Source organism: Crocinitomicaceae bacterium (assembly GCA_016708105.1).
GTDB lineage: Bacteria > Bacteroidota > Bacteroidia > Flavobacteriales_D > Crocinitomicaceae > JADJGJ01.
In genome coordinates, this window is the sequence record JADJGJ010000004.1 from 57,896 (window position 1) to 81,121 (window position 23,226).

21 protein-coding genes and 1 tRNA gene are annotated in these 23,226 nt (G+C 38.8%); 11 read left to right on the forward strand and 11 right to left on the reverse strand.

From position 1 onward, the window contains the following. Positions 1–78: 78 nt before the first annotated feature. The 5 genes from IPH66_16175 to IPH66_16195 form a co-directional block, all read right to left on the reverse strand. Positions 79–825 (reverse strand): EI24 domain-containing protein, encoded by a 747-nt coding sequence (locus tag IPH66_16175; GenBank protein ID MBK7130880.1) that lies wholly within the window; start codon positions 823–825, stop codon positions 79–81. A gap of 14 nt (positions 826–839) precedes the next feature. Continuing rightward, positions 840–2,381, reverse strand: a complete 1,542-nt coding sequence (locus IPH66_16180; GenBank protein MBK7130881.1) for an acyl-CoA carboxylase subunit beta — start codon at positions 2,379–2,381, stop codon at positions 840–842. A 336-nt stretch (positions 2,382–2,717) separates the two neighbouring features. Next, entirely contained in the window at positions 2,718–2,954 is a 237-nt protein-coding gene (locus tag IPH66_16185; protein MBK7130882.1) for a four helix bundle protein, read from the reverse strand. Between the two features lie 307 nt (positions 2,955–3,261). Next, a complete protein-coding gene (locus IPH66_16190) occupies positions 3,262–3,606 on the reverse strand; it encodes a four helix bundle protein (GenBank protein MBK7130883.1) in 345 nt (114 codons plus the stop codon). A 174-nt stretch (positions 3,607–3,780) separates the two neighbouring features. Then, positions 3,781–3,853 (reverse strand) — tRNA-Phe (locus tag IPH66_16195). Between the two features lie 202 nt (positions 3,854–4,055). On the opposite strand from IPH66_16195, the gene IPH66_16200 reads away from it, so the two are divergent. The 6 genes from IPH66_16200 to IPH66_16225 all read left to right on the forward strand — a co-directional run bounded on the left by IPH66_16200 (position 4,056) and on the right by IPH66_16225 (position 8,790). Continuing rightward, the gene (locus IPH66_16200; protein MBK7130884.1) at positions 4,056–4,784 is read left to right on the forward strand and encodes a type III pantothenate kinase; all 729 of its coding nucleotides are present in this window, start codon (positions 4,056–4,058) and stop codon (positions 4,782–4,784) included. Next, positions 4,768–6,174 carry a hypothetical protein gene (locus tag IPH66_16205; protein ID MBK7130885.1) on the forward strand — a complete coding sequence of 469 codons (1,407 nt, stop codon included), beginning with the start codon at positions 4,768–4,770 and terminating at the stop codon, positions 6,172–6,174. Before IPH66_16200 ends, IPH66_16205 begins: the two co-directional genes overlap by 17 nt. A gap of 23 nt (positions 6,175–6,197) precedes the next feature. Next, complete coding sequence (locus IPH66_16210; GenBank protein MBK7130886.1) at positions 6,198–7,502, forward strand: hypothetical protein; 1,305 nt, start codon at positions 6,198–6,200, stop codon at positions 7,500–7,502. A gap of 69 nt (positions 7,503–7,571) precedes the next feature. After that, complete coding sequence (gene lptC / locus IPH66_16215; protein ID MBK7130887.1) at positions 7,572–8,141, forward strand: LPS export ABC transporter periplasmic protein LptC; 570 nt, start codon at positions 7,572–7,574, stop codon at positions 8,139–8,141. Beyond that, entirely contained in the window at positions 8,138–8,359 is a 222-nt protein-coding gene (locus tag IPH66_16220) for a hypothetical protein (GenBank protein ID MBK7130888.1), read from the forward strand. The genes lptC and IPH66_16220 overlap by 4 nt, the downstream gene beginning before the upstream one ends. A gap of 23 nt (positions 8,360–8,382) precedes the next feature. Next, positions 8,383–8,790, forward strand: a complete 408-nt coding sequence (locus tag IPH66_16225) for a hypothetical protein (protein ID MBK7130889.1) — start codon at positions 8,383–8,385, stop codon at positions 8,788–8,790. Positions 8,791–8,976: 186 nt separating this feature from the next. On the opposite strand, the gene polA is transcribed toward IPH66_16225, so the two are convergent. Then, positions 8,977–11,799, reverse strand: a complete 2,823-nt coding sequence (gene polA / locus IPH66_16230; GenBank protein ID MBK7130890.1) for a DNA polymerase I — start codon at positions 11,797–11,799, stop codon at positions 8,977–8,979. 130 nt (positions 11,800–11,929) lie between these two features. Here polA and lpdA point away from each other — a divergent pair, with 130 nt between their 5' ends. Both lpdA and IPH66_16240 read left to right on the forward strand, forming a co-directional pair. Next, positions 11,930–13,336 carry a dihydrolipoyl dehydrogenase gene (gene lpdA, locus IPH66_16235; GenBank protein MBK7130891.1) on the forward strand — a complete coding sequence of 469 codons (1,407 nt, stop codon included), beginning with the start codon at positions 11,930–11,932 and terminating at the stop codon, positions 13,334–13,336. 131 nt (positions 13,337–13,467) lie between these two features. Next, on the forward strand, positions 13,468–15,660 hold the full coding sequence (locus tag IPH66_16240; protein ID MBK7130892.1) for a SpoIIE family protein phosphatase: 2,193 nt from the start codon (positions 13,468–13,470) through the stop codon (positions 15,658–15,660). Between the two features lie 14 nt (positions 15,661–15,674). Here IPH66_16240 and IPH66_16245 read toward each other — a convergent pair whose 3' ends face one another. The 5 genes from IPH66_16245 to paaA form a co-directional block, all read right to left on the reverse strand. Further along, complete coding sequence (locus IPH66_16245; protein MBK7130893.1) at positions 15,675–16,658, reverse strand: hypothetical protein; 984 nt, start codon at positions 16,656–16,658, stop codon at positions 15,675–15,677. A 553-nt stretch (positions 16,659–17,211) separates the two neighbouring features. Further along, entirely contained in the window at positions 17,212–17,682 is a 471-nt protein-coding gene (paaJ, locus tag IPH66_16250) for a phenylacetate-CoA oxygenase subunit PaaJ (protein MBK7130894.1), read from the reverse strand. Continuing rightward, entirely contained in the window at positions 17,676–18,428 is a 753-nt protein-coding gene (gene paaC / locus IPH66_16255) for a phenylacetate-CoA oxygenase subunit PaaC (protein ID MBK7130895.1), read from the reverse strand. The genes paaJ and paaC overlap by 7 nt, the downstream gene beginning before the upstream one ends. A gap of 12 nt (positions 18,429–18,440) precedes the next feature. Next, the gene (gene paaB, locus IPH66_16260) at positions 18,441–18,728 is read right to left on the reverse strand and encodes a 1,2-phenylacetyl-CoA epoxidase subunit B (GenBank protein ID MBK7130896.1); all 288 of its coding nucleotides are present in this window, start codon (positions 18,726–18,728) and stop codon (positions 18,441–18,443) included. Positions 18,729–18,744: 16 nt separating this feature from the next. After that, on the reverse strand, positions 18,745–19,770 hold the full coding sequence (gene paaA, locus IPH66_16265; protein ID MBK7130897.1) for a 1,2-phenylacetyl-CoA epoxidase subunit A: 1,026 nt from the start codon (positions 19,768–19,770) through the stop codon (positions 18,745–18,747). Positions 19,771–19,842: 72 nt separating this feature from the next. On the opposite strand from paaA, the gene IPH66_16270 reads away from it, so the two are divergent. The 3 genes from IPH66_16270 to IPH66_16280 all read left to right on the forward strand — a co-directional run bounded on the left by IPH66_16270 (position 19,843) and on the right by IPH66_16280 (position 23,203). Continuing rightward, complete coding sequence (locus IPH66_16270; GenBank protein ID MBK7130898.1) at positions 19,843–21,069, forward strand: U32 family peptidase; 1,227 nt, start codon at positions 19,843–19,845, stop codon at positions 21,067–21,069. Next, complete coding sequence (locus IPH66_16275) at positions 21,066–21,293, forward strand: ferredoxin (GenBank protein ID MBK7130899.1); 228 nt, start codon at positions 21,066–21,068, stop codon at positions 21,291–21,293. Before IPH66_16270 ends, IPH66_16275 begins: the two co-directional genes overlap by 4 nt. Before the next feature lie 221 nt (positions 21,294–21,514). After that, positions 21,515–23,203, forward strand: a complete 1,689-nt coding sequence (locus IPH66_16280; protein MBK7130900.1) for a T9SS type A sorting domain-containing protein — start codon at positions 21,515–21,517, stop codon at positions 23,201–23,203. Positions 23,204–23,226: the final 23 nt, after the last annotated feature.

Here is a 23,226-nt window from a genome sequence, read left to right on the forward strand (position 1 = left end):
ACCATACCACTGAATAAACTAGACGCAAAAGAATGGATTGGGAATTGCTTTATTTGGTTTGGTTCAAAAAAGAAAGGCTTATGCTTTTTTACTAGTAAACCTTACCACGCTGACGGTTGCCCCCGCGGTTGAGAGAGGTAACGCCAACACAATGCCTACAAGTGGTATCATTAAGAGCAAATGAAATATGAATCCATTACCCACAGCTAAACCTTTATGTTTGCGCACAACGGTTTTGGTGTCTGTAAAATTATAATGTCTTTCAAGGGCATAATCTAAATTGCCATATCCTGCAAAATACCACTGCGTATAAAGCAATGCAAACCCCGTTAACAAATTCAGCACCGGAATAAAACTCAATAAAAAAAGCGGAAATGAAATCAATAATTCCAAAATCAGATTGCGCATATTTACCCTAATTCCTCTAATTAGCAAACGCATTTTTTCTGCCGCGGTATCTGAAATATCTAATGGTTTACCGGTTATGTGCATTTCAATTTTTTCAGACAACGGTCCCATAAACGGGGCAGATAACGCCATTACCAAATGCTTGTAAACAATCAAACCCAGCATGATCACCAAAAATCCACCCATAAAAACGGATATAGATTTCACGGTATCACCTCCCCAATCAAATGGCCAAAAATCTGCCAACCACAGACCGATAGGATTAGATAAAAAATAGGCTGAGGTGAAAATCAAAATTCCTACAACAATTGCAATGAGCACCGGAATAAAAAAATAATTCCACAGATTCAGTTTCTGAATGATTTTAAACCCCGCTGAGAAATCACGAACTGCGGCTGAAAACTCTTTTAAAAACATCGACTCACTATTTGTTAAAGCGGAATATTTCCGTGCTTTTTCTTAGGTAAATGCGCAACTTTATTCTTCAACATATCAAAGGCGCGTATCAATTTTTTGCGCGTGTCAGAAGGTAAAATTACTTCATCAATGAAGCCGTGAGCTGCAGCGTTGTAAGGGTTTGCAAACAGGTCTGCATATTCCCTTTCTTTTTCAAGCAATTTTGCAGCCGGATCTTTCGCTTCATCAATTTCTTTTTTGAAGATTATTTCAGCCGCACCTTTTGCACCCATCACCGCAATTTCTGCTGTTGGCCAAGCATAGTTCATGTCAGCACCAATGTGTTTTGAATTCATTACATCATACGCCCCACCATAAGCTTTGCGCGTAATTACCGTAACTCTTGGCACGGTTGCTTCACAAAAAGCATACAATAATTTTGCTCCATTGCTGATGATGCCGTTCCATTCCTGATCAGTTCCAGGTAAAAATCCCGGCACATCTTCCAATACCAGAATTGGGATATTGAACGAGTCACAAAACCGCACAAAACGCGCCGCCTTGTTAGATGATTCAATGTCTAAAACTCCAGCAAGATAAGCAGGTTGATTAGCAACAATACCTATACTTTTTCCTTCTAAAAATGCAAAACCTACCACAATGTTTTGAGCAAAATTTTGATGCACTTCGTAAAAAGAGTTTTCGTCCACAATTTCATGAATTACAGCTTTCATGTCATAGGGTTGATTGGCATTTTCAGGAATGATTTTATTCAGTTCTTCACGCTCATCTGCACCGCCTGAATAAGGATATTTTGGAGATTGCTCTTCACAATTCTGCGGTAAGTACGACAATAATTTTTTAATGTCATTGATGCACTGTAAATCATTGGCCACTGCAAAATGTGCAACACCTGATTTTTGCGAATGAGTAGATGCACCACCCAATTCTTCTGAACTTACCTCTTCATGCGTTACTGTTTTTACCACGTTGGGTCCGGTTACAAACATAAACGATGATCCTTCAACCATGTAGGTAAAATCAGTAAGTGCAGGTGAATAAACTGCACCCCCTGCGCACGGCCCCATGATGGCTGATATTTGTGGTATAACACCTGATGCAATGGTATTTCTGTAAAAAATATCTGCATAACCGGCTAATGAAACAACGCCTTCTTGAATTCTTGCTCCGCCAGAATCATTCAACCCAATGAGCGGAATACCGTTTTGTAAAGCTAAATCCATGATGCGCACAATTTTTTTGGCGTGTATTTCAGCTAGTGAACCTCCAAAAACAGTGAAATCTTGTGCAAAAACATACACCGGTCGTCCATGTACTTTTCCATAACCTGTAACAACACCGTCACCCGGAAATATTTGTTTATCTAATCCAAAATTACTGGAGCGATGTTCAGCAAATTGTCCAATTTCTTCAAAGGTTTCTTCATCAAGCAAAAGACTAATTCTTTCACGTGCTGTTAGCTTTCCTTTGGCGTGTTGCCCTTCAATACGTTTCTCTCCTCCGCCCTTTAAAGCAGCTTCACGTTTTTTTAAAAGTGTTTCCAGTTTTGATGACATCTGATTGGATTTTGTTGTGCGAATTTAGTGTTTATTGGAGGAAATACCGAAGAAGTACCTGCCAAATCAAATTTAAGAGAAGCAATGCCATCATTTTTTAGTTCTGGTGAGAAATTTTTCGATGTTTAGCATGACGTCTCCAATGTGTGAGTGTTCTCGCGTTTACGTTATTTCGTTTTGTCCTGAAACGGACTTAGGATTCGTTTTCTCTCAAAAGACCATGTCACAGGGTGAGTTGGAGTGTGAGAGTGAAGAAAAAAATCAGAGTTCATGTTTCGCTCTCGCACTCACACTCACTCTGATTTTTCAAAAGGAAGTAAGCCCAATCGAAGCAATTTAACAAAGGTTTTTAATCATTGAGAAGAGCATTTTTGAGATTTCTTCCCCCTTTGCATAAAACGCATCGTACTGGCTCTGGAACATGATGTTTTCATCTTTTAATACATCCAAGATTGCAATGGATTCAAAAACTGAGCTTCTGGATATTATATAAAAATTTCTTCTGTCTGCTTTCGAAAACCTGCCCGAACCTTCAGCGATATTTAACACGATGCTGAATGAAGCTCTGCGCAACTGATCTTTTGTAGTACTATCAAGCTTTGAAACAAATATAAATGCCCGAATTTCAGAATTAAATATTTTAGCTTTTTGTAAATATCAAGCTTTTCGAAATCAAACATGATTCAATCATTTTTTTATTAAACAATGGATTTCGTTTTTTTGTCCTAGAACAGACTGCGTGATTCGTTTTCTCTCAAAAGACCATGTCACAGTGTGAGTTGGAGTGTGAGAGTGAAGAAAAAAATCAGAGTTCATGTTTCGCTCTCGCACTCACACTCACTCTGATTTTTCAAAAGGAAGTAAGCCCAATCGAAGCAATTTAACAAAGGTTTTTAATCATTGAGAAGAGCATTTTTGAGATTTCTTCCCCCTTTGCATAAAACGCATCGTACTGGCTCTGGAACATGATGTTTTCATCTTTTAATACATCCAAGATTGCAATGGATTCAAAAACTGAGCTTCTGGATATTATATAAAAATTTCTTCTGTCTGCTTTCGAAAACCTGCCCGAACCTTCAGCGATATTTAACACGATGCTGAATGAAGCTCTGCGCAACTGATCTTTTGTAGTACTATCAAGCTTTGAAACAAATATAAATGCCCGAATTTCAGAATTAAATATTTTAGCTTTTTTGTAAATATCAAGCTTTTCGAAATCAAACATGATTCAATCATTTTTTTATTAAACAATGGATTTCGTTTTTTTGTCCTAGAACAGACTGCGTGATTCGTTTTCTCTCAAAAGACCATGTCACAGTGTGAGTTGGAGTGTGAGAGTGAAGAAAAAAATCAGAGTTCATGTTTCGCTCTCGCACTCACACTCACTCTGATTTTTTTGTGGTGATGGACGGAATCGAACCGCCGACACAAGGATTTTCAGTCCTTTGCTCTACCGACTGAGCTACATCACCAATGCGATTTTGTGGGGGCAAAGATAGAAATCTAATCACAAATCTCACGCAATCCTCGTTTTTTTTTCTTCTTCTTGTCTGATATCAACAGATTCTCAGCAATTTTGCACCCGAGTAAACCTTCTTTCTGCATGTCGGTTTCCAATGATTTGAATTCATTCACCTTGAACAATGACCTTTTCTACTATATACTATTCTTCTAATGAACGTTTGTATTGATCAGGGAAATACCGCAACTAAAATTGGAATTTTTGAAGATAAAATTCTGAGAGAAGTTCAGGCGTTCTCAAAGGATAACCACGCACAAGCGCTTGACTATTTGGAATCTGTTATTCATAAGGACAGTTCAATTATTTTATCATCTGTAGCGGATGTAGATCTTGATATAAATTTCCTCAAGCCAAAATATCTCATTAAATTTTCACATCTCACTTCCATACCAATTATCAATCAGTATAAGACACCTGAAACACTAGGGAAAGACAGGTTAGCGAATGCCGTAGCAGCGTGGAGCATGAGCAAAGGAAAAAACTCGTTGGTTATTGATTGCGGCACATGCATTAAGTATGATGTGGTAGATGCAAAAGGGAATTATTTTGGTGGAGCTATCAGTCCAGGTCTACACATGCGATACCGTTCACTGCATGATTATACCGGAAAATTACCCATGATTGAATCAACAACCAACACGATAACAACCGGGACAAATACCACTGAAAGTATACAAGCTGGTGTTGAGAATGGCATATTGGATGAAATAAATGGATTTATCAACCGTTATACTCAGCAATATTCTGACTTAACAATTTTTATGACCGGCGGAGATTTACCACATTTTGAGAAAGCTTTTAAAAATAGCATCTTTGCAATCCCTGAACTGACACTGACCGGGCTAAATGAAATATTACGCTATCATGCTGAAAAAAATTAACCTGCTGATTCTTACAACACTGGCCGCAGGAACCTGGTCACAAAAAGGTACTCAAACCCCCTATAGTATGTTTGGTTTAGGTGAACTGAACCAAGGTGAGTACGCGGCTTTTATGTCTATGGGTGGAATAAGCATTGCAAACAGTGATTCTACGGTTGCCAATCACAATAATCCTGCAAGCTATGCCTATATTCAGCGTTACCGCCCCATTTTTCAAGTGGGCTTAAATGGTCGGTACTCGGTTTTCAATACGACAAACACCACATCAAGCCAGCAACATGTTAGCTTGAACCAATTTCAACTTGCGCTTCCAATTAAAAAAACATGGGGTGCAAGTCTTGGTTTGGTGCCATATTCATTTACTGGGTACACCATTACAAATTATGAAGTAACAGATGGTGACACCACCGCACAAAACATCAATGACGGCAGTGGGGCAATCAGTAAATTGTTTTTAGGTGTTGCTTACAAACCACTTAATCACTCTAAACTCTCAACTCATTATTCTAAGCGAGATACCACCTACACCACTAAAACACATATTCTTTCTTTGGGTGTTAACGGTATTTATTTGTTTGGCTCTGTTGCGCGCACCCAGTCACATGAGCTCATTGGAGTTTCGGGGGCATACAATGCACGAGTGAAATCTGCGCTCAGAATTAACGCACCTCAAGTTCAATTCGGCATTAACTATCAATATTACTTCAGACCTGCGTATACTGACTCGCTTATCAACGGATCATTTTCTCTTGGTGCCAGTTATACTCCGGGTATGCAATTGCGCGCTTATCATGATTTGTTTGCGCACAATTACAAAGGCAGCGGTGATTTTAGTTATACCTATGACACTATTGAATTTGTTACTGATGATAAAGGCTATGTTTATGTGCCAGACCAGTATAAAATTGGATTAGAATATCGCATCGGGTGGAAACCTTCACGTAAAGGAGAGCGATTATTACGCCTTGGAGCTGAGCTCAATTACCAGCAATGGTCAGCTTACCGGGAGAATTTTGGAACTGAAACCAATGTGCCGTTTTATCGTGATCGCTTAGGGCTTGCTTTTGGGCTTGAGTTTTCACCATTCGTTGGCAATGATCCGTCTATCAGTATTTTATCTCGCACTAACTACCGTTTTGGTTTTAATTATACCCAAACTGAACTGGTTTTATCTGACATCGGACTCAATAATTATGGCATGAGTTTTGGATTTGGTATTCCACTGAACGTAAACTCAACCAATACTAGCCTTAATTTAGGGGCCACGTTTGGAAAAATGGGAACAACCGAAAGCGGACTGATTGAAGAAAAATACATCGGATTTTATTTCGGAATTTCCATCATACCTGACAGAAATGAACTTTGGTTTGTAAAACGTAAATACGATTAATTAATAGCATAAAAACTCAGATCATGAAACTCAAACAAATTCTCTTCACACTCGCCTTTGTCATCATTGCAGGACAAGGCATGTTTGCACAAACTGAAGTATCAGACTGTGATAAATACAAAAGTTTATACTATCAATACTTGAAACAAAGTATGTACCGTGATGCAGCGTCATTCTGGTCACAAGCTTACGGCTATTGCGGATGGGACGGAACCGACAGAAAATTTTTCTCTAACGGAAGAGCTGCCTATTTAAAATTATGGGCTGCTGAAAAAGATGAGGCTAAAAAAACACAATATCGTGATACCTTGTATTGGATTTATGAATCATTAATTCTTAAAGATGCTGAACCGGCTGACTGGAAAGGAAAATATGCCACTATGCTGGTGAATGAAAATGATCCGCGTCTTGATAAAATTGACTCACTTTATTGGGGGAATGTACACGTGCTAAAAGGCAAAACTGCTCCAAGTGAAATCAGAACCTATTTCAAACATTTGATCGTGAACCGCTTCAACCCTGCTCCGGCTGAGAAAAAAGAAGAAGTGCGCAACTTTGTAATTGATGAATACATGTTGCTTTCAGAGTATTGCACTGAAGGTAATAAAATCAAAACTGAAGCCGGTGATACAGCTGAGGCACAGAAATACAAAGACGCTCAGGATTTTCTAGATACCTATTTTCTGAAAATTGTAACTGATTGCCAAACACTGACCAATGTGGTTGACAAAAAAATCACCAACCTCCCACAAGATAAAGCAGCTAAAACTGAAAAAGTAAATGCGTACTTGAAATTGTTGCAAACTAAAAAATGTGAAACTACTGAAACCTATGGTAAACTGCTTGATACCTTGTTGCTGATTGAGCCAAACGCGGCTGCCTATTTTGAAACCGGTAAATATTACCTAATCAATAAGCAGGAAAGTAAATCAGTAGACTATCTTCAAAAAGCAGTTGAACTAGAAGGTGAGGGCGTAAATAAGCATGAATATCTTTACTATTTAGCTGTGGCGCAATATTCGTCTGGTCGTTATAAAGCAGCCTTTAGTACTGCTAAATTGGTGAAAGGTGAAAGAGAAGGTGCCGCATTAAAAATTTGTGGTGACTGTATTGTACGCACAGCTGATGGTTGCGGTGAAACCACTTTCCAACGTAAAGCAAATATTTGGCTCGCTAATGATTATTACAGCCGCGCTAAAGCGCTTGGTGAAGATGTGAGCAGCAAAGGTGGCGCACCTACACAAGAAGAAGCTTTTAATGAAGGCGTTTCTGCCGGAGCTTCAGTTTACTGTAGCTGCTGGGGTGAAAGCACTACCGCCCGCTTCTGATATTTTAAATCAATACAATAAATCTGAAACATTCCTGTTAGCTTTGCCGGCAGGAATGTTTTCTTTTTTATGCAAGTCATTTCCAAATACAATCTGAGTGTAATCTGTTCTGTTTTGCTGATCAGTTTTCTGATGTTGTCATCCTGTGAAAATGATCTTGAAAATGTAAAGCTAGTTACCGCCACCGATGAATCACCTGATCAGGTAGTAAACAACGTACACTCCATTTATTCTGATCGCGGTGATGTACGCTTTGAAATCATAGCCACCCGCATGGAGGTTTTTTCAAATCCTGAAAAAAAAACAGTTTTTAAAAATGGTTTTCAGGCCAATTTCTTCAAAAGTAAAGATTCGCTAGAAGCCACACTCACGGCTGATTATGCTGAAATGATGGACGAATCCAACTCACTCTTTGCACGCAGTAAAGTAATTTTAACGAACTTTGACAAAAAGCAAACCCTCAAAACTGAGGAATTGTATTGGGATCAAAAAGCTAAACGTATCCGCACTGAAAAAGCATTTGAAATAATTGGTGAAAACAGTTACGTAAGCGGTTACGGCATGGATGCCAATGAAACCTTCAGTGATTACAATACGCACAACGTAACAGCAGAATGGACTAAGAAAGAAGAGAAATGAATCTAGCAAAACTCAATAAAAAACTTGAAATATTTTGGTGGTGGATGGCCGGCATTACCTTTGTCATGGTGGTTGTTTTAATCATCATGCAAGGCGCTGATAAATGGTCTGCCTATCTGCTGGCGCCCATCATTGCAGCAGTGTTGGCATTAGTACGCAGGTTTATGGCTAAGCGTCTTGCGCGCAGTGAAGCTGAATACAATAACCAACAAAAATAATATCCACTCACTCCTCGCAAAACATGCGCAAGGCATTGCTGGCATATCACCTCATCAACATATTTCATCTTGTGTTTTATGCCCTCATTTTTTTGTCATTGATGAATTATTTTCAACTTGGCAATCTCATGCAAAACAATGCCATTTATTTAATTGGTGTTTATGTTGTTCTTTATTTTGGATTAAACCTCTATGCTCGCCGCATGGGCAATAATATGGCAAATCCTATTGTGCGGGTAAAACTTGCCAATTATTTACATGCAGGCTCCATCATACTTTTTGCCTTTTCGTTTTTGATGTACTATAAAAGCAAACCTGAATATGCATACCTCATGCTGGTAAGTTTTCCCATGGAAATTTTTGCTATTGTACTTGCGTATCGCGCATATCCGATTCCTAAAACAAAGGCTAAAAATTTTGATGAAATTTAATTGAGGTTATTGCTCTGTACGTTGAATTATTAGGGGGCGTGCCCCTGCGCTTTGCTCCGGGTGCGGGCTTTCCGCTTCAATCCCTCACGCAGGTATAAACACAATTATCTCAATTTAAACCGTAGGCGCAGGTTGCGACCTGCGCCTACGGATACAATGCGACCTGCGCCTACCACGGGGACAATGTTAATGCGCATCCAACCAATTGTCGGCAAATTTATATTCAACAGTCAACGGCACAGTCATCTCAACGGCATGCTCCATATTTTCACGCACTAACTTTTCCATCACGTCTTTTTCTGAATTGTGCACATCAAAAACCAATTCGTCATGTACCTGTAAAAGCATGCGTGATTTCAAATTTTGTTTTTTCATTTCACGGTGAATGCGTATCATGGCTATTTTAATAATATCAGCGGCAGAACCTTGTATGGGAGCATTGATGGCGTTGCGTTCTGCAAATCCCCTCACTATGGCGTTGGCTGACTGTATGTCAGCAAGGTATCTGCGTCTTTTCATTATGGTTTCAACATAACCGTGCTCACGGGCAAACTCAACACTGTTAGTTAAAAATTGTTTTATTCCTCCATACTGCGCCCAGTATGAATCAATGATTTCTTTAGCCTCTGTGCGTGAAATGCCTAAATTCTGAGCCAAGCCAAAAGCTGATTGTCCGTAAATGATTCCGAAGTTCACTGCCTTTGCTGCACTACGCTGTTCACGTGTAACTTTATCAATTGATTCTACATGGAAAACTTTTGCCGCCGTTGCGGCGTGAATGTCATGCCCTGATCTGAACGCTTCAATCATATTTTTATCATCAGCCAGCGCCGCAATAATGCGCAATTCAATCTGAGAATAATCTGCTGACATAATACAATACTCCTCATTGCGTTTTATAAATGCACGTCGTATTTCACGTCCCTTTTCTGTTCTTATGGGTATGTTTTGCAAATTCGGATTATTAGAGCTCAACCGACCTGTTGCAGTCACCGTTTGCATATAGCTGGTGTGAATGCGATTTGTTTTTTTATTCACCAATTCAGGCAATGCGTTAACATACGTGCCCTGCAGTTTTCGCAGTGATCGGTAATTTAGAATCAAACCCACAATAGGATGAGCGGCTTCAAGCTTGCTCAGCGTATCTTCACTGGTTGAATATTGTCCTGTTTTTGTTTTTTTTGCCTTGACATCTATCTTTAGTTTTTCAAAAAGAATATCTCCCAATTGTTTTGGAGAATCTAAATTAAAATCATGCACACCCGCCAATTCTTTTATTTTTCTTTCCAATTCTGTTAAATCTTTTTGCAATTCTGCTGAATACTTTTCAAGCGCGGCAACATCTAACCGAATACCTTCCATCTCCATATCTTTCAAAACTGCCACCAAGGGCATTTCAATTTCATAAAACAAATGATTCAAATGTTCTTTCTGAATTTCAGGTTCAAATATTTGTTTGAGTTGAAAAGTAATATCAGCGTCTTCACAGGCGTAATCTGAAATCTCTGACGGATCCAAATCAGCCATACTTCCTTGATTTTTGCCTTTTTTTCCAATCAACGTTTCAATTGAAACGGGCTGATAGTTCAGGTACAATTCTGACAAATAATCCATGCCGTGTTTACCTTCCGGTGTAATCAGGTAATGCGCAATCATGGTGTCAAATTGCTGACCCTTAACAGCAACATCATATTTCTCAATAATCTTTAAATCATATTTAATGTTGTGCGCAATTTTTTCAATTTTTTCATGCTCAAAAAAAGGTTTGAATTCCTGCACAATTTCTCTTCTTTCATTTGGTGCAACAGCAACATAAAAGCCGGTATTTTTTTCAAACGAAAATGCAATACCAACAATCTCTGCATCTACTCCATCAAGGTCGGTAGTTTCAGTGTCAAAGCACACTGATTTCTGGTTGAGCAATTGGCTGATCAATTCTTTTCGTTCTTCAAAAGTTGTAATTAATTTATAGTGGTGATTCGTATTGGCAATGGTTAACACATCCGCACCGGTTACTTCTTTTTTCTCCATGGCTGCAGTCACCATTTCGGGTCCACCAAACAAATCAAGTTGACCCTGCTCGGTTGTTTTTCCTGAAATAATTTGCTGTGCAGGAATGGCAATTTCTTCACCCAAAATTCTCTTACCCAGTGTTTTAAACTCAAGTTGCGTAAAAACACGTTTTACTTTTTCCTTGTCGGGCTCCTCAAGTTCAAGTGCTTTTTCATCAAATTCAACCGGGACTTCCAAATTGATAGTGGCCAATTTTTTTGACAACAAACCTTGTTCTGCAAATTGAATTACATTTTCTTTTTGTTTTCCTTTTAATTCGTCTGCGTGCGCAATCAAACCCTCAACTGAACCGTATTTTTTTACCAGTGCTTTTGCCGTTTTTTCTCCAATACCCGGTATACCGGGAATGTTGTCAACTGCATCACCCCACAGGCCCAACACATCAATCACCTGTTCAGGACGATCCACTTCAAATTGGGCGCATACTTCAGGTACTCCTAAAATCTCAACTGGTTTTCCTCCTTTTGCAGGTTTGTAAACGAAAATATTTTCTGACACTAACTGACCAAAATCTTTGTCGGGTGTCATCATGTAGGTTTTGAAACCTCTTTTCTCCGCCTGCTTTGCAATAGTTCCAATAATATCATCTGCTTCATGTCCCGGTGATATAAGAACCGGAATATTGAACGCACGAATGATCTCCTGAATAGGCTCAATCATGCTGGCAATGTCTTCAGGTATTGCTTCACGGTTTGCTTTGTAATCTTCAAACTCTACAGCGCGATGAGTCTCTTCAGCACTATCAAAAACTACTGCAATATGAGTTGGCTTTTCTTTGTTGAGCACATCCAATAATACCGTGGTAAAACCAAAGGCAGCAGATGTGTTTTGTCCCTGACTGTTGATGCGCGGATTTTTTATAAATGCATAATACGCCCTATAAATCAGAGCGAAGGCATCTAATAAAAATAGTTTTTTTTCATGAACAGGTGTCATAGTGTGGGATAGGTTTATAACGCATAAAGGTAGGCTTTTCTCCAATACTAGTTTTTCACGCTGAACGAGGATTACTGCCCATCATTTATTCCCAAACTTTCTCTACCTTTACAGTCCTAAAACTCAGTTTATGCAAACAAAGTACGATGTTGTCATCATTGGCTCTGGTCCTGGTGGTTATGTATGCGCCATTCGTTGCGCTCAACTTGGATTCAAAACGGCTATCATTGAAAAATATAATACCCTTGGCGGTACTTGTTTGAATGTTGGTTGTATTCCTTCAAAGGCTCTTCTTGATAGCTCAGAACATTATCACAACGCTGCGCACAATTTTGACAAGCACGGTATTCAAATTCCGGAAATAAAAATTGACATGAAGAAAATGATTGAACGTAAAAGTTCAGTTGTTTCTCAAACTTGTGACGGTATCAAATTTCTGATGGATAAAAACAAAATTGATGTTCACCATGGTACAGGTTCATTCGTTGACAAAACGCACGTAAAAGTAACGGCAGCTGACGGAAAAGAAACGGTGCTTGAAACTAAATTTACCGTGATTGCCACTGGTTCAAAACCTAATTATTTTCCGGGCATGGAGCCTGATAAAAAACGTATCATCACATCAACTGAAATGCTGAATCTTGATGAGGTGGCAAAAAATTTAATCGTGATTGGAGGCGGGGTGATTGGCTTAGAATTAGGCAGTGTTCACGCACGTCTCGGCGCGAAGGTAGAGGTGATTGAATTTGCTGATACGATTATTCCAACGATGGATCGCGCATTAGGAAAAGAACTGATTAAGGTGCTGAAAAAAGAGGGATTCAGTTTTAATTTCCAACACAAAGTACAGTCTGTAAAAAACACGGGGAAAGGTGTTGAAGTAACCGCCTTGAATCCAAAAGGTGAGAGTGTTGTTTTTAAAGGTGACTACTGTTTAGTTGCGGTAGGAAGAAAACCTTATACAGAAGGACTTGGATTAGATAAAATTGGTATCACACCGGATAAACGCGGCATGATTGAAGTGAATGATCACCTTCAAACAACTGTGCCGGGCATATATGCCATTGGTGATGTTGTGCGCGGCCCTATGCTGGCTCACAAGGCAGAAGATGAAGGAGTGATGGTTGCCGAATTATTAGCCGGACAAAAACCGCATATTGATTATAATTTGATTCCGGGTGTTGTTTATACCTGGCCTGAAGTTGCTGCGGTAGGAAAAACTGAAGAGGAATTAACCGCCGCCGGTGTCCCTATTAAAGTGGGGTCATTTCCAATGAAAGCTCTCGGTCGTGCAAGAGCAAGTATGGATTTGATGGGCTTTGTAAAAATCATTGCACATGCTGAAACGGATGAAGTATTAGGTGTTCACATGATTGCTGCACGCGCAGCTGATATGATCATGGAAGCGTGCACTGCAATGGAGTTCCGCGCATCGGCTGAAGATTTAGCGCGCATGGTTCACCCCCATCCAACTTTTACTGAAGCAATCAAAGAAGCTGCTATGGATGCAACCGCAAAGCGGGCAATGCATATCTGATCTGAAATCAAATTCACTTGCTTTATCCTTTGAATTGTTTTGCATCAAGATGACCACAAGCCAACATTGAACTGATGGCATTTATTTAAGGTTTTCATTTTATTTACTACATTTAGCTCATGCCAAAACTCGTGTCTGTACTATTTGTATGGTTGACTCTTGCTGTGTCTGCACAAGAGGGCACTATCGTTGTCACGCCAGACAATGCCGGCAATTCTTTTGGTAATCAAGTTCTCATTTTTGAAGATGTGAATCATGAATTTCAGGCCAATGATGTTCTGAATTTTCCGGATGATTCCTTTGATGTAAAAGAATTTGAGATGCCAAATCTTGATTTTACTACTTCACGTTGGTGGCTAAAATTTTCAATCGTCAATCAAACCCTGAACCCAAATTTGATGATTGAAGTTGCACGACCAGTTACAAACAAAGCTTTTCTTTATGAGGTGAAACAAGATTCGACACAACTGCTTTATCAAAGCGGTGATGATTATCCTTTTGATAAGAAAATCATTCCACATAGAAAAAATATTTTTCCCATCTATATTAATGAAGGTCAAGCGCAGGGATATCTGATAGAATTAGAAAGTGACGGAGAGGTAATCAATCTACCTTTGCGTGTATATGAAAAGACAGGGTTTTTTGAATCAGATTATCGGCACCAATTTTCATTTGGTTTTTATTATGGCATCATGCTATTGGTTGTCTTTATATACTTTTTCTTTTTTATTCTGCTGCGCGATAAATCATTTTTATACTATATCATTTACGTGTTTTTTCAAGCTGCCATGCAGTTTTCATTAGATGGTTATGCCTACCAATTTTTATTCCCTTCAGGCGGATATTTCACTAATCACATTCTCATTTTCAATGTTGCCGGCGCCATTGTATTTCTGCTATTTTACGTATCTGCATTTTTAAAAATTAAAGAGCGATCACCTGGCTTACTGCGCGTATATAAAGTTGCTCTGGTACTCGCATTATTGATTTGTGTAATGTCGTTTATTCCCGGAAAAGCCTACGAAATTTCTTTTCCGCTTATTAATGGAGTGAGTTTGTTGATGTCAATTCTGGCCATTATCTCTGTCTACTTAATGCGCAGAAAGGGTGAAAAAATTTGCAACTATTTCACCATGGCGTTTGCTGTTTTGATTTTGGGTGCTATACTTTTCATCTTAGGAAATTTCAACATTGCCGGTAATGCAGATTTTTCACAAGACACCCTTAAGATTGCATCTGCCCTTGAGGTAATCATTTTGAGCTTGAGTATGTCCAATAAATACCGTGATCTACAGAAAGAAAAAGAAGATGCACAGGCAATTGCATTACAAAGTTTGGAAGAGAAAAATGCGTTGATGGATCAAATCAATATCCGCCTCGAAAAACAAGTGAAAGAACGCACTGCGGAAATAGAACATCAGAAGCAGGAACTTGCTGAAATCAATGCAGAAATTTTGAGCAGTATTAAATACGCCAAACGAATTCAAACAGCAATTTTACCAGCGCCTGAACAAGCTGAAAAAATATTAGGAGAGCACTTTGTTTTCTATATGCCAAAAGATGTTGTCAGTGGAGATTTCTATTTTATTGAACAAGCAAATACAACAGATTCTTCACAAAAAAACTTTTCCATTTTTGCCGCAGTTGATTGTACCGGACATGGTGTACCCGGCGCATTTATGAGTATTGTGGGCAATAATTATCTGGTACAGGGATTAACCGAACCAACTGTAAATTCACCTGCCGATGCGTTGAATTTTTTGAATAAAGGTGTTGTAAAAGCCTTACGTCAAGATGCATCAAACAAAAGCACTGCTGTGCGAGACGGAATGGACATTGCTTTGTGCGCTCTAGAAAATAGTACAAAAACACTTCATTATGCCGGGGCAAAAAATCCGGTTTATGTGGTGAGAAATAATTCGGAAACAAATCCATTCGGCGAAAATATTCCTGAAAAAAATCTGCTTAAATCTGAAACATCTGACATTTGGTTGTACGAAGTGAAAGCAGATAAACACCCTATTGGCGCTTTCATGGATGAAGATCTGCAACCCTTCACCAACAAAGAGATTCCGGTTCAGTCAGGTGATATGATTTATGTTTTCACAGACGGATTTGCCGATCAGTTTGGTGGCAGCCATTTACCGGATGGACAAGGCAAAGGAAAAAAATATACATACAAACGCTTTAAGCAATTTCTGATGGCGGTATCTCATTTACCCGCTCAAGAACAATTCAAAAAACTGGAAACCGAATTTGCCCGCTGGAAAGGCGACACCGAACAGATTGATGATGTGCTGGTGATTGGGGTTAGGGTTGGGTGAGCAATTTATTGTTGCTACACATCAGTTATCACGTCAAAGCCCTTAAAGCTTCCCACAATTGCCAACCCGATAATTTTTTTTGCAATTTTTCTGTCTTTAATTTTACCGGCTATTTGATTCAAGGTTGAGCCTGATCCAACTGCGTCATCAATCAGCAATAGGTTTTTATAGGTAGCCAGACTCTGCACAGCAAAGGTGTTTTCAGCATTTGAAATACGATCTTCAATTTTGTTTAATGACTTTTGAGGTACGGGAATAATGCCACTGATTTTTCTGATCTCTATTTGAGGTAATGTGATTTTTAATCCCGTTGCCAAAACTTTCATCAATTGCGTTTCTCTCTTGATTGTTGGGGGCACATAAGCAATTGCATCAATTTTATAATCGTTAATAATCACATCGATTTTTGGTTTAATTTCGGCAATGAGCATGTTCATCAACATCCTGCTTTGCCCTTGCTTTGCATAATGCAAAATGGTACCAAGCCGTGTTTTTCCAAACCTCTCTATGGCATAAAAATCCAGATACAAAAGTTCATCAAGATATATTTTCTCATACCCTTTTGTATTTTTAATTTTTTCAAGACCAGATATCAGCCCATCTTTATCTCGGTACAAATGATATTTGATATTGGTCTGAATAAATTCTGTTACAGTTTTTTTGAATGGGAGATTTCTTTTTCTACACCACAGCTCAAAGCCCGCAGCTCCATTAAGCATCTCACCAATTTCAGTTATCAATAAAAAGTTCTCATCCAAGTATTGCCCTTCTTTCGCAGATATTTCCTGAAGCGGTCTTTTGACAATTATTGATTTGCTGATTTTGCGGTAAATTGTTTTGGGAGTTCGTCCAATTTTTTCAATAACATTTTCATCAACCAACTGGTTTAATGATTTGTGTACACTCTGTTTTGAAACAAATAGTTCATTGGCTATTTCTGTAACCGTGAGTTCTTTGTGCCTATTAAAAAGATCTCTTATTTTTTCTTTCGTTGACATAATATTCTCTTGAAATTCAAAGATATAAATAATTTACTATTTACTATCAATAGTCAATAGTAAACCAGTATGAACCAACCTAAATCCGTTGTTTTGAAAAATCAAATTTTACGTAGCAGACATATTTATGTACATAAACGTGCAGAGAACTCCATGTTTACGTACATAAAAGTGTTTCGATTCTTCTTAATTCACACGTGAAATGGGTCTGAGTCTGCGAGCGTGGGTACTGAAGTACATGAACTCACATCACCAAATATCCTCCCCCTTAATCCCCCTCCAGAGGGGGAAAGCCGCATCGCAAGGGTTTTGAAAAAGCGCGAACTCACGTCACTTCCTCTTTCCTTTGGAGAGAGGAAAGAGGAGTAAGGAAAAAAACGCAAAAGTTTTCTGAAATACACGAATTCACATCACCAATTATCCTCCCCCTTAATCCCCCTCCAGAGGGGGAAAGCCGCATCGCAAGGGTTTCCTAAAAGTGCGAACTAACGTCACTTCCTCTCTCTTGTGGAGTGAGGAAAGATGAGTGAGGAAAGAGGAGTGAGAAAAAAAATCAATAACACTTAAAATAATTAAACGGCTCACTGCACTCATTGCAACTGTACATAGCTTGACAAGGTGTTGAACCAAATGCGCTGATCATTTTGGTGTTGGTGGATTTGCAGCGTGGACACATTACGATTTTATTCCCAATAGTGGGCGGTGAAATGCCTTCAGCTAGTAATTTTGATTTTGTTTCATCACTTAACCAGTCCGTTGTCCAAACCGGATGAAGTTGTGAAATGATGTTGACTTTGTTGTATCCGTTTTCTGCGAGTTTTTCGCGAATCAGATCTTCAAATAATTTCTTTGCAGGACAACCAGTATAAGTGGGTGTAATTATCACCTCTACTGTTTGGCTGTCGGGGTATTCAACAATTTTTCTAATAACGCCTAATTCAACCAAACTGATTACCGGAATTTCCGGGTCGGGAACCTCGTTGAGGATTTCCCACAAATGGTTAAATTCCTTTTCTGTTACCATTTTGCATCCGGATACGCACGTGGTAAAAATTGCATTTCACTTAATAAATGCCCCAAATATTCGGTATGAAAACCATTGCGGTAATCATGCTGATAAATTTTTCTGATTTCCGGTTGTTGAAGATTTGATTCACTCAACGTAAGTGCAACTGCAGATAACCATATTTTTTCAAGTGACTGGGTATCGGGAATAAACTTACCGTCCAACTGATCAAAAGCAAACATTTCATGCACATATTTGTAAAAATGATTCAGCGCATTTTGTGTTCGTTGATTTGATTCGGGTGTTCCAATTCCTAAACGCTGCATCCAATCATGTGCATGAATTAAACTGTAGCGAATTTCTTTTAATACTTTTTCAGCAAGACCGGACAATTTTTGAATCTCACTTTTTTGCAGTTGACTAAAAAGTTCTTGCATATAAACATCATGCAAATATTGGCGCACAATCACCCAGGCAAAATCTGTATTCGGCAATTCAACCAATTTCATGGAGAAATATTCACGCTCATTGCGACGATACGCATAATCATCAGCGCTTAATCCCTTGCCTTCAACTTCAGCTACCAGTAAATATAATTGTTCAGCACGACCAATTAAATCAAGTGCGATATTTGAAAGTGCAATGTCCTCTTCTAAAAAAGGACCGTTGCTACACATTTCACACAAACGCTGCGCCAACACCAATTCAGTATCTGCAAGGCGGACCAAAAATTTTGCTTCCGGTTTATCAATTATTATAGGCATGATTCAATTTTCTTAAAGATTTTCTACTCCGTCAGGAATTACATAAAATGTTGGGTGACGATAAATTTTATCCTCTTGCGGATCAAAATATGCTTCTGCATCTTCCATTGGAACTGACACAATAGCATTTGCAGGCACCACCCACAATTCACGTCCTTCACCTCTGCGGCAATACGCATCACGCGCATTTTGAACAGCCATTTTTTTATCATACCCATGCACGCTTCCGGCATGTTTAAATGGTAGACCTGATTTTTTCTGAATGAAAACTTCCCAAACTTTGTCTCCTGATTCCATCATGTTTTTCGTTATATGATTATACCAATGTTCCTTCTGTTTTTTTTGCAAATGCCACGGCTGCTTCACGTACCCAGGCATTGTCATGGTGTGCTTTTTTATGATGATCAAGGCGCTCTGCATTGCACGGCCCATCACCATTTACAACTGCCCAAAATTCATCCCAATCAAACGGGCTGTGATCATAGTGACCTGTCTTTTCATTCCATTTACAATTTGGGTCAGGCACGGTTAATCCTAAAAATTCAGCCTGCGGTACTGTTTTGTCAATAAATTTTTGACGCAACTGATCATTTGATTCGCGCTTTATTTTCCATTCCATTGCTTTAGATGAATGAGCTGAATCAGCATCATGCGGACCAAACATCATCAAAGATGGAAACCAAAAACGGTTCAATGCATCTTGTGCCATTTGTTTTTGATCAGTGGTTCCACGTGCCATTTGCAACATGATTTCATATCCTTGTCTTTGATGAAAACTCTCTTCTTTACAAATACGCACCATACCCCTTGAATATGGACCATACGATGTTTTTTGAAGTGATACCTGATTCACTATTGCTGCGCCATCAACCAACCATCCAATTGCGCCCATATCAGCCCAGGTCAATGCCGGATAATTAAAAATACTTGAATATTTTGCTTTGCCTGAATGTAATTGCTCAATCATTTGCCCGCGTGACATGCCCAGCGTTTCAGCAACACTATAGAGATACAAACCATGTCCGCCTTCATCTTGAATTTTAGCTAACAGTACTTGTTTTGCTCTCAATGATGGCGCCCTTAACAACCAGTTGCCCTCAGGTTGCATACCTATTACTTCACTGTGTGCATGCTGAGAAACTTGTCTCAATACATGTTTGCGATAATCTTCAGGCATCCAATCGCGCGGTTCTACTTTGAGATCTTTGGCGATGATGTCATTGAACGCTGCTTCAAATTTGTCCATTGCTTTTTGAGAAGTTTTTTTGAAATTTTTCAAATATACGGCTTTTTCAGTGAGCTTCAAAGTCAGAATAATAAAACAAAGAATGCTTTGGCTCATTGGATATTATGATTCAAATGACGAACTTTGCAGGCTTGGATTAAGACAATAACTATGAACAAAGTTGAATTAATGGCGCCGGCCGGGAATTGGGAATCGCTTGCAGCAGCATTGAATGCAGGGGCTAACTCAGTTTATTTTGGGGTTGAACAACTCAATATGCGTGCGCGGGCATCTATTAATTTTACCTTGGATGATTTACCTGAAATTGCTTCACGATGCAGTGAGAGAGGGGCCAAATCTTATCTAACATTAAACACTATTATCTACGATCATGATCTTTCAATCATCAAAGAATTAATAGATAAAGCAAAAGCTGCAGGTATTACTGCGGTAATTGCATCAGATCAGGCCGTGATAAATTATGCCTTTAGTCAAGGTGTTGAGGTTCATATTTCAACTCAGCTTAATGTTACCAATATTGAAACCGTAAAGTTCTATGCCCATTTTGCCGATGTGATGGTATTATCGCGAGAGCTGAGTTTAAATCAAGTTAAAAAAATTACAGATCAAATTAAAAAAGAAAATATTCGCGGCCCAAAAGGGAATCTTATTGAAATAGAAATTTTTGCACACGGTGCATTGTGTGTTGCTGTGTCAGGCAAATGTTATATGAGTTTGCATACGTATAATGCATCGGCAAATCGCGGAGCGTGTTTACAAAATTGCAGAAAAACATATACTGTGATTGATAAAGAAACCGGTGTTGAATTAGAAATTGACAATGAATATATCATGTCACCGAAAGATTTATGCACCATTGATTTTTTAGATCAGGTTTTAGATGCAGGAATATCTGTGCTGAAAATTGAGGGTCGCGGACGTGCACCTGAATATGTAAAAACGGTTACAGAAAATTATCGCAAAGCAATTGATGCGTACAATAACGGAACCTATACCGTTGCACTAGGTGAATCATTAAAAGAAGATTTGAAAAGAGTATATAATCGTGATTTTTGGTCAGGATATTATTTGGGTCAAAAATTAGGTGAATTCAATAATTCAAACGGATCAAAAGCGACACAGAAAAAAGTATTCATTGCCAACGCCGTTCACTTTTTTCCAAAGACATCTATTGGTCAGTTTAAAGTTGAAGCACAATCTATTTCAGTGGGTGATAAAATTTTAATAACCGGAGCAACAACCGGTGTAATTGAACATGAAATTACTACCCTCATGGTAAATGATCAACCGGCTGAAACAGCAGTGAAAGGTGATGATATCACTATTCCCGTTCCTGAACGAATTAGAAAATCAGACAAGTTGTATAAGATAGTAAAAACAGAATTTGCATCATGATTGCCGTAACGCTTCAACGGCAAAAATGCATTGGCTGCAATTATTGTCAAGAACTTTGCCCTGAACTTTTCAGAATGTCAAAAAAAGACGGAAAATCAGTTTTACTAAAAGGCGTTGACAAAAAAGGATTCTCAACAGTACGCGTAAATGATATTCTTGCTGATTCAATCAAAACAGCAACAGAAGCCTGCCCGGTTAAGATTATTAGTTTTAGGGAGATTTAAGCACCCCTACCTCATCCCAAATTGAGGATATTTCAACAATAACAGGCTACAATTTTTTGTATCAACGATTTTTTTTGAACGCCACTGCCCAAGGAATGTTTGGATATGGAGAGATCACAAACACGACACGTAAATAAGTAGTCGCCCGCTTTTTTTATCTTAGCGTTGCCAATAGAAGGAAAAGATTTATACCAGAATTGGTTAACTTAAACTCTACAAATATGCGCTTATTAATTTTATTCATAATGGTGTGTTCATGCCTGAACAGCATTTCACAGTTGCCAAGTTCAGATTGGACTATTCAGATTGGTGGATCAGGTGATCAAGAAGGCAATGATCTCGTTTATGATATGGATGGCAACTTGTATGTAATTGGTGTTTTCTTTGATACCGTTGATTTTGATCCAGGACCAGCAGAAAATATCTTGATTTCGAGCTCATACAACAGTGGCTTTGTAGCAAAGTATGACAGCTCAGGAAATTATGTATGGGCTAAACAGTTTGAAGGAGATGGATATGAACACCCAATGTCGATAGCAGTTGACAATTCTTCAAATGTATACATCGGAGGATACTTTAGTGGGGATTCAATAGATCTGGATCCAGGACTACCGGCACATGTTTTCTACACACAAGGAGATGGAGATATTTTTATTGTTAAATTGTCCTCTGCTGGAAATTTAATTTGGGCTGAACAATTTGCAGGCACCGGCGCAGAATATTTATCATCAATTACATTGGATACCCAGGCAAACTTGTATGCCACCGGTCACTTTCAAAATACCGTTGATTTTGATCCGAGTCCAGATGACTCAACATTGACGGGTGGAGGAATGTTTAACTCATCCATGTTCATACTCAAGCTTGACAGCGCATTAAACTTTATTTGGGTTGATCAAGTAACCTCTTCTAATTGGGTTTCCGGTTATTCAATATGTCTGAAAGATTCTTTAATTATTATTACAGGTGATCTAGATGGAACGGCTGATTTTGATCCAGGGGTCGGCAGTTTCAATCTCGTCGGCTCTGGATTAGAAAATGTATTTCTTCTGAAAATTGATACAGCTGGAATGTTTAACAATGCCATTTCAATAAGCTCAAACAATGTTATTGATAACCACGCAGTGGTGATAGATACAGCGTTTAATGTTATTATTTCAGGATTGATCTCTGGTTCAGGTGAATTTGATCCCGTTTCCACTGCTGGGGATTATTTCGATGTTGATTTAGTAGGTGATCTTTACATTGCAAAATACGATTTGGATTTTAATTTTATATGGCTTGTAGGTGCCGGTAGTAGTACCGCAACCAGCAGGGCGTTTGCAGTTGAAACTGATTCTGCAGGAAACATCTATTCAACTGGTTATTTTGGCGGATTGGTTGATTTTGATCCGGGTTCTGGTCAAGTTGAAATCAGCGCAGACACTGGTGCTATCTTTTTGTTAAAGCTTGATCAGAATGGCAACTATCTGGATGTTGAACAAATTGGAACAGGAGGATTTGAAGAAGGAAGATCCCTGGCGCTTGATACTCATGGTGAAATTGCGATGACGGGAAGATTCTTTGGGTCAACTGATATGTCATTAAAAGTACCTATGACTACAGTTGATTTTTATGCTGATGCTTTCGTGCATCAAAGATCTCATACAACCGACAACAGTGGGGTGATTGAGAACGAAAACCAACCTTCAGTTTTCATCTATCCGAATCCAACCGTAGGAGTTTCACAACTGAATATAGAAGAAACATCTTCAGTAGAGGTATATACTTTGACTGGTCAAAAAATCAGAGAAATAAAAAACGCAAAGGGAATAATTATGATAGACCTTTCTCAAGTGGAACCGGGCGTCTACATAATTAAGATTTCAAGTCACCAAAGTTCATCAACACTGAGGGTTGTTCGACTTTGATTTAGATTGTACCAACTTTTTAA

Excerpts from the sequence above, each read along its gene's own strand:
- paaJ (MBK7130894.1), bottom strand. The coding sequence starts at position 17,682 with ATGGTAACAGAAAAGGAATTTAACCATTTGTGGGAAATCCTCAACGAG.
- IPH66_16190 (MBK7130883.1), bottom strand. The coding sequence starts at position 3,606 with ATGTTTGATTTCGAAAAGCTTGATATTTACAAAAAAGCTAAAATATTT.
- IPH66_16205 (MBK7130885.1), top strand. The coding sequence starts at position 4,768 with ATGCTGAAAAAAATTAACCTGCTGATTCTTACAACACTGGCCGCAGGA.
- paaB (MBK7130896.1), bottom strand. The coding sequence starts at position 18,728 with ATGATGGAATCAGGAGACAAAGTTTGGGAAGTTTTCATTCAGAAAAAA.
- IPH66_16180 (MBK7130881.1), bottom strand. The coding sequence starts at position 2,381 with ATGTCATCAAAACTGGAAACACTTTTAAAAAAACGTGAAGCTGCTTTA.
- paaC (MBK7130895.1), bottom strand. The coding sequence starts at position 18,428 with ATGCCTATAATAATTGATAAACCGGAAGCAAAATTTTTGGTCCGCCTT.
- polA (MBK7130890.1), bottom strand. The coding sequence starts at position 11,799 with ATGACACCTGTTCATGAAAAAAAACTATTTTTATTAGATGCCTTCGCT.
- IPH66_16245 (MBK7130893.1), bottom strand. The coding sequence starts at position 16,658 with ATGTCAACGAAAGAAAAAATAAGAGATCTTTTTAATAGGCACAAAGAA.
- IPH66_16210 (MBK7130886.1), top strand. The coding sequence starts at position 6,198 with ATGAAACTCAAACAAATTCTCTTCACACTCGCCTTTGTCATCATTGCA.
- IPH66_16175 (MBK7130880.1), bottom strand. The coding sequence starts at position 825 with ATGTTTTTAAAAGAGTTTTCAGCCGCAGTTCGTGATTTCTCAGCGGGG.
- lpdA (MBK7130891.1), top strand. The coding sequence starts at position 11,930 with ATGCAAACAAAGTACGATGTTGTCATCATTGGCTCTGGTCCTGGTGGT.
- IPH66_16270 (MBK7130898.1), top strand. The coding sequence starts at position 19,843 with ATGGCGCCGGCCGGGAATTGGGAATCGCTTGCAGCAGCATTGAATGCA.
- IPH66_16220 (MBK7130888.1), top strand. The coding sequence starts at position 8,138 with ATGAATCTAGCAAAACTCAATAAAAAACTTGAAATATTTTGGTGGTGG.
- IPH66_16200 (MBK7130884.1), top strand. The coding sequence starts at position 4,056 with ATGAACGTTTGTATTGATCAGGGAAATACCGCAACTAAAATTGGAATT.
- IPH66_16280 (MBK7130900.1), top strand. The coding sequence starts at position 21,515 with ATGCGCTTATTAATTTTATTCATAATGGTGTGTTCATGCCTGAACAGC.
- paaA (MBK7130897.1), bottom strand. The coding sequence starts at position 19,770 with ATGAGCCAAAGCATTCTTTGTTTTATTATTCTGACTTTGAAGCTCACT.
- lptC (MBK7130887.1), top strand. The coding sequence starts at position 7,572 with ATGCAAGTCATTTCCAAATACAATCTGAGTGTAATCTGTTCTGTTTTG.
- IPH66_16225 (MBK7130889.1), top strand. The coding sequence starts at position 8,383 with ATGCGCAAGGCATTGCTGGCATATCACCTCATCAACATATTTCATCTT.
- IPH66_16275 (MBK7130899.1), top strand. The coding sequence starts at position 21,066 with ATGATTGCCGTAACGCTTCAACGGCAAAAATGCATTGGCTGCAATTAT.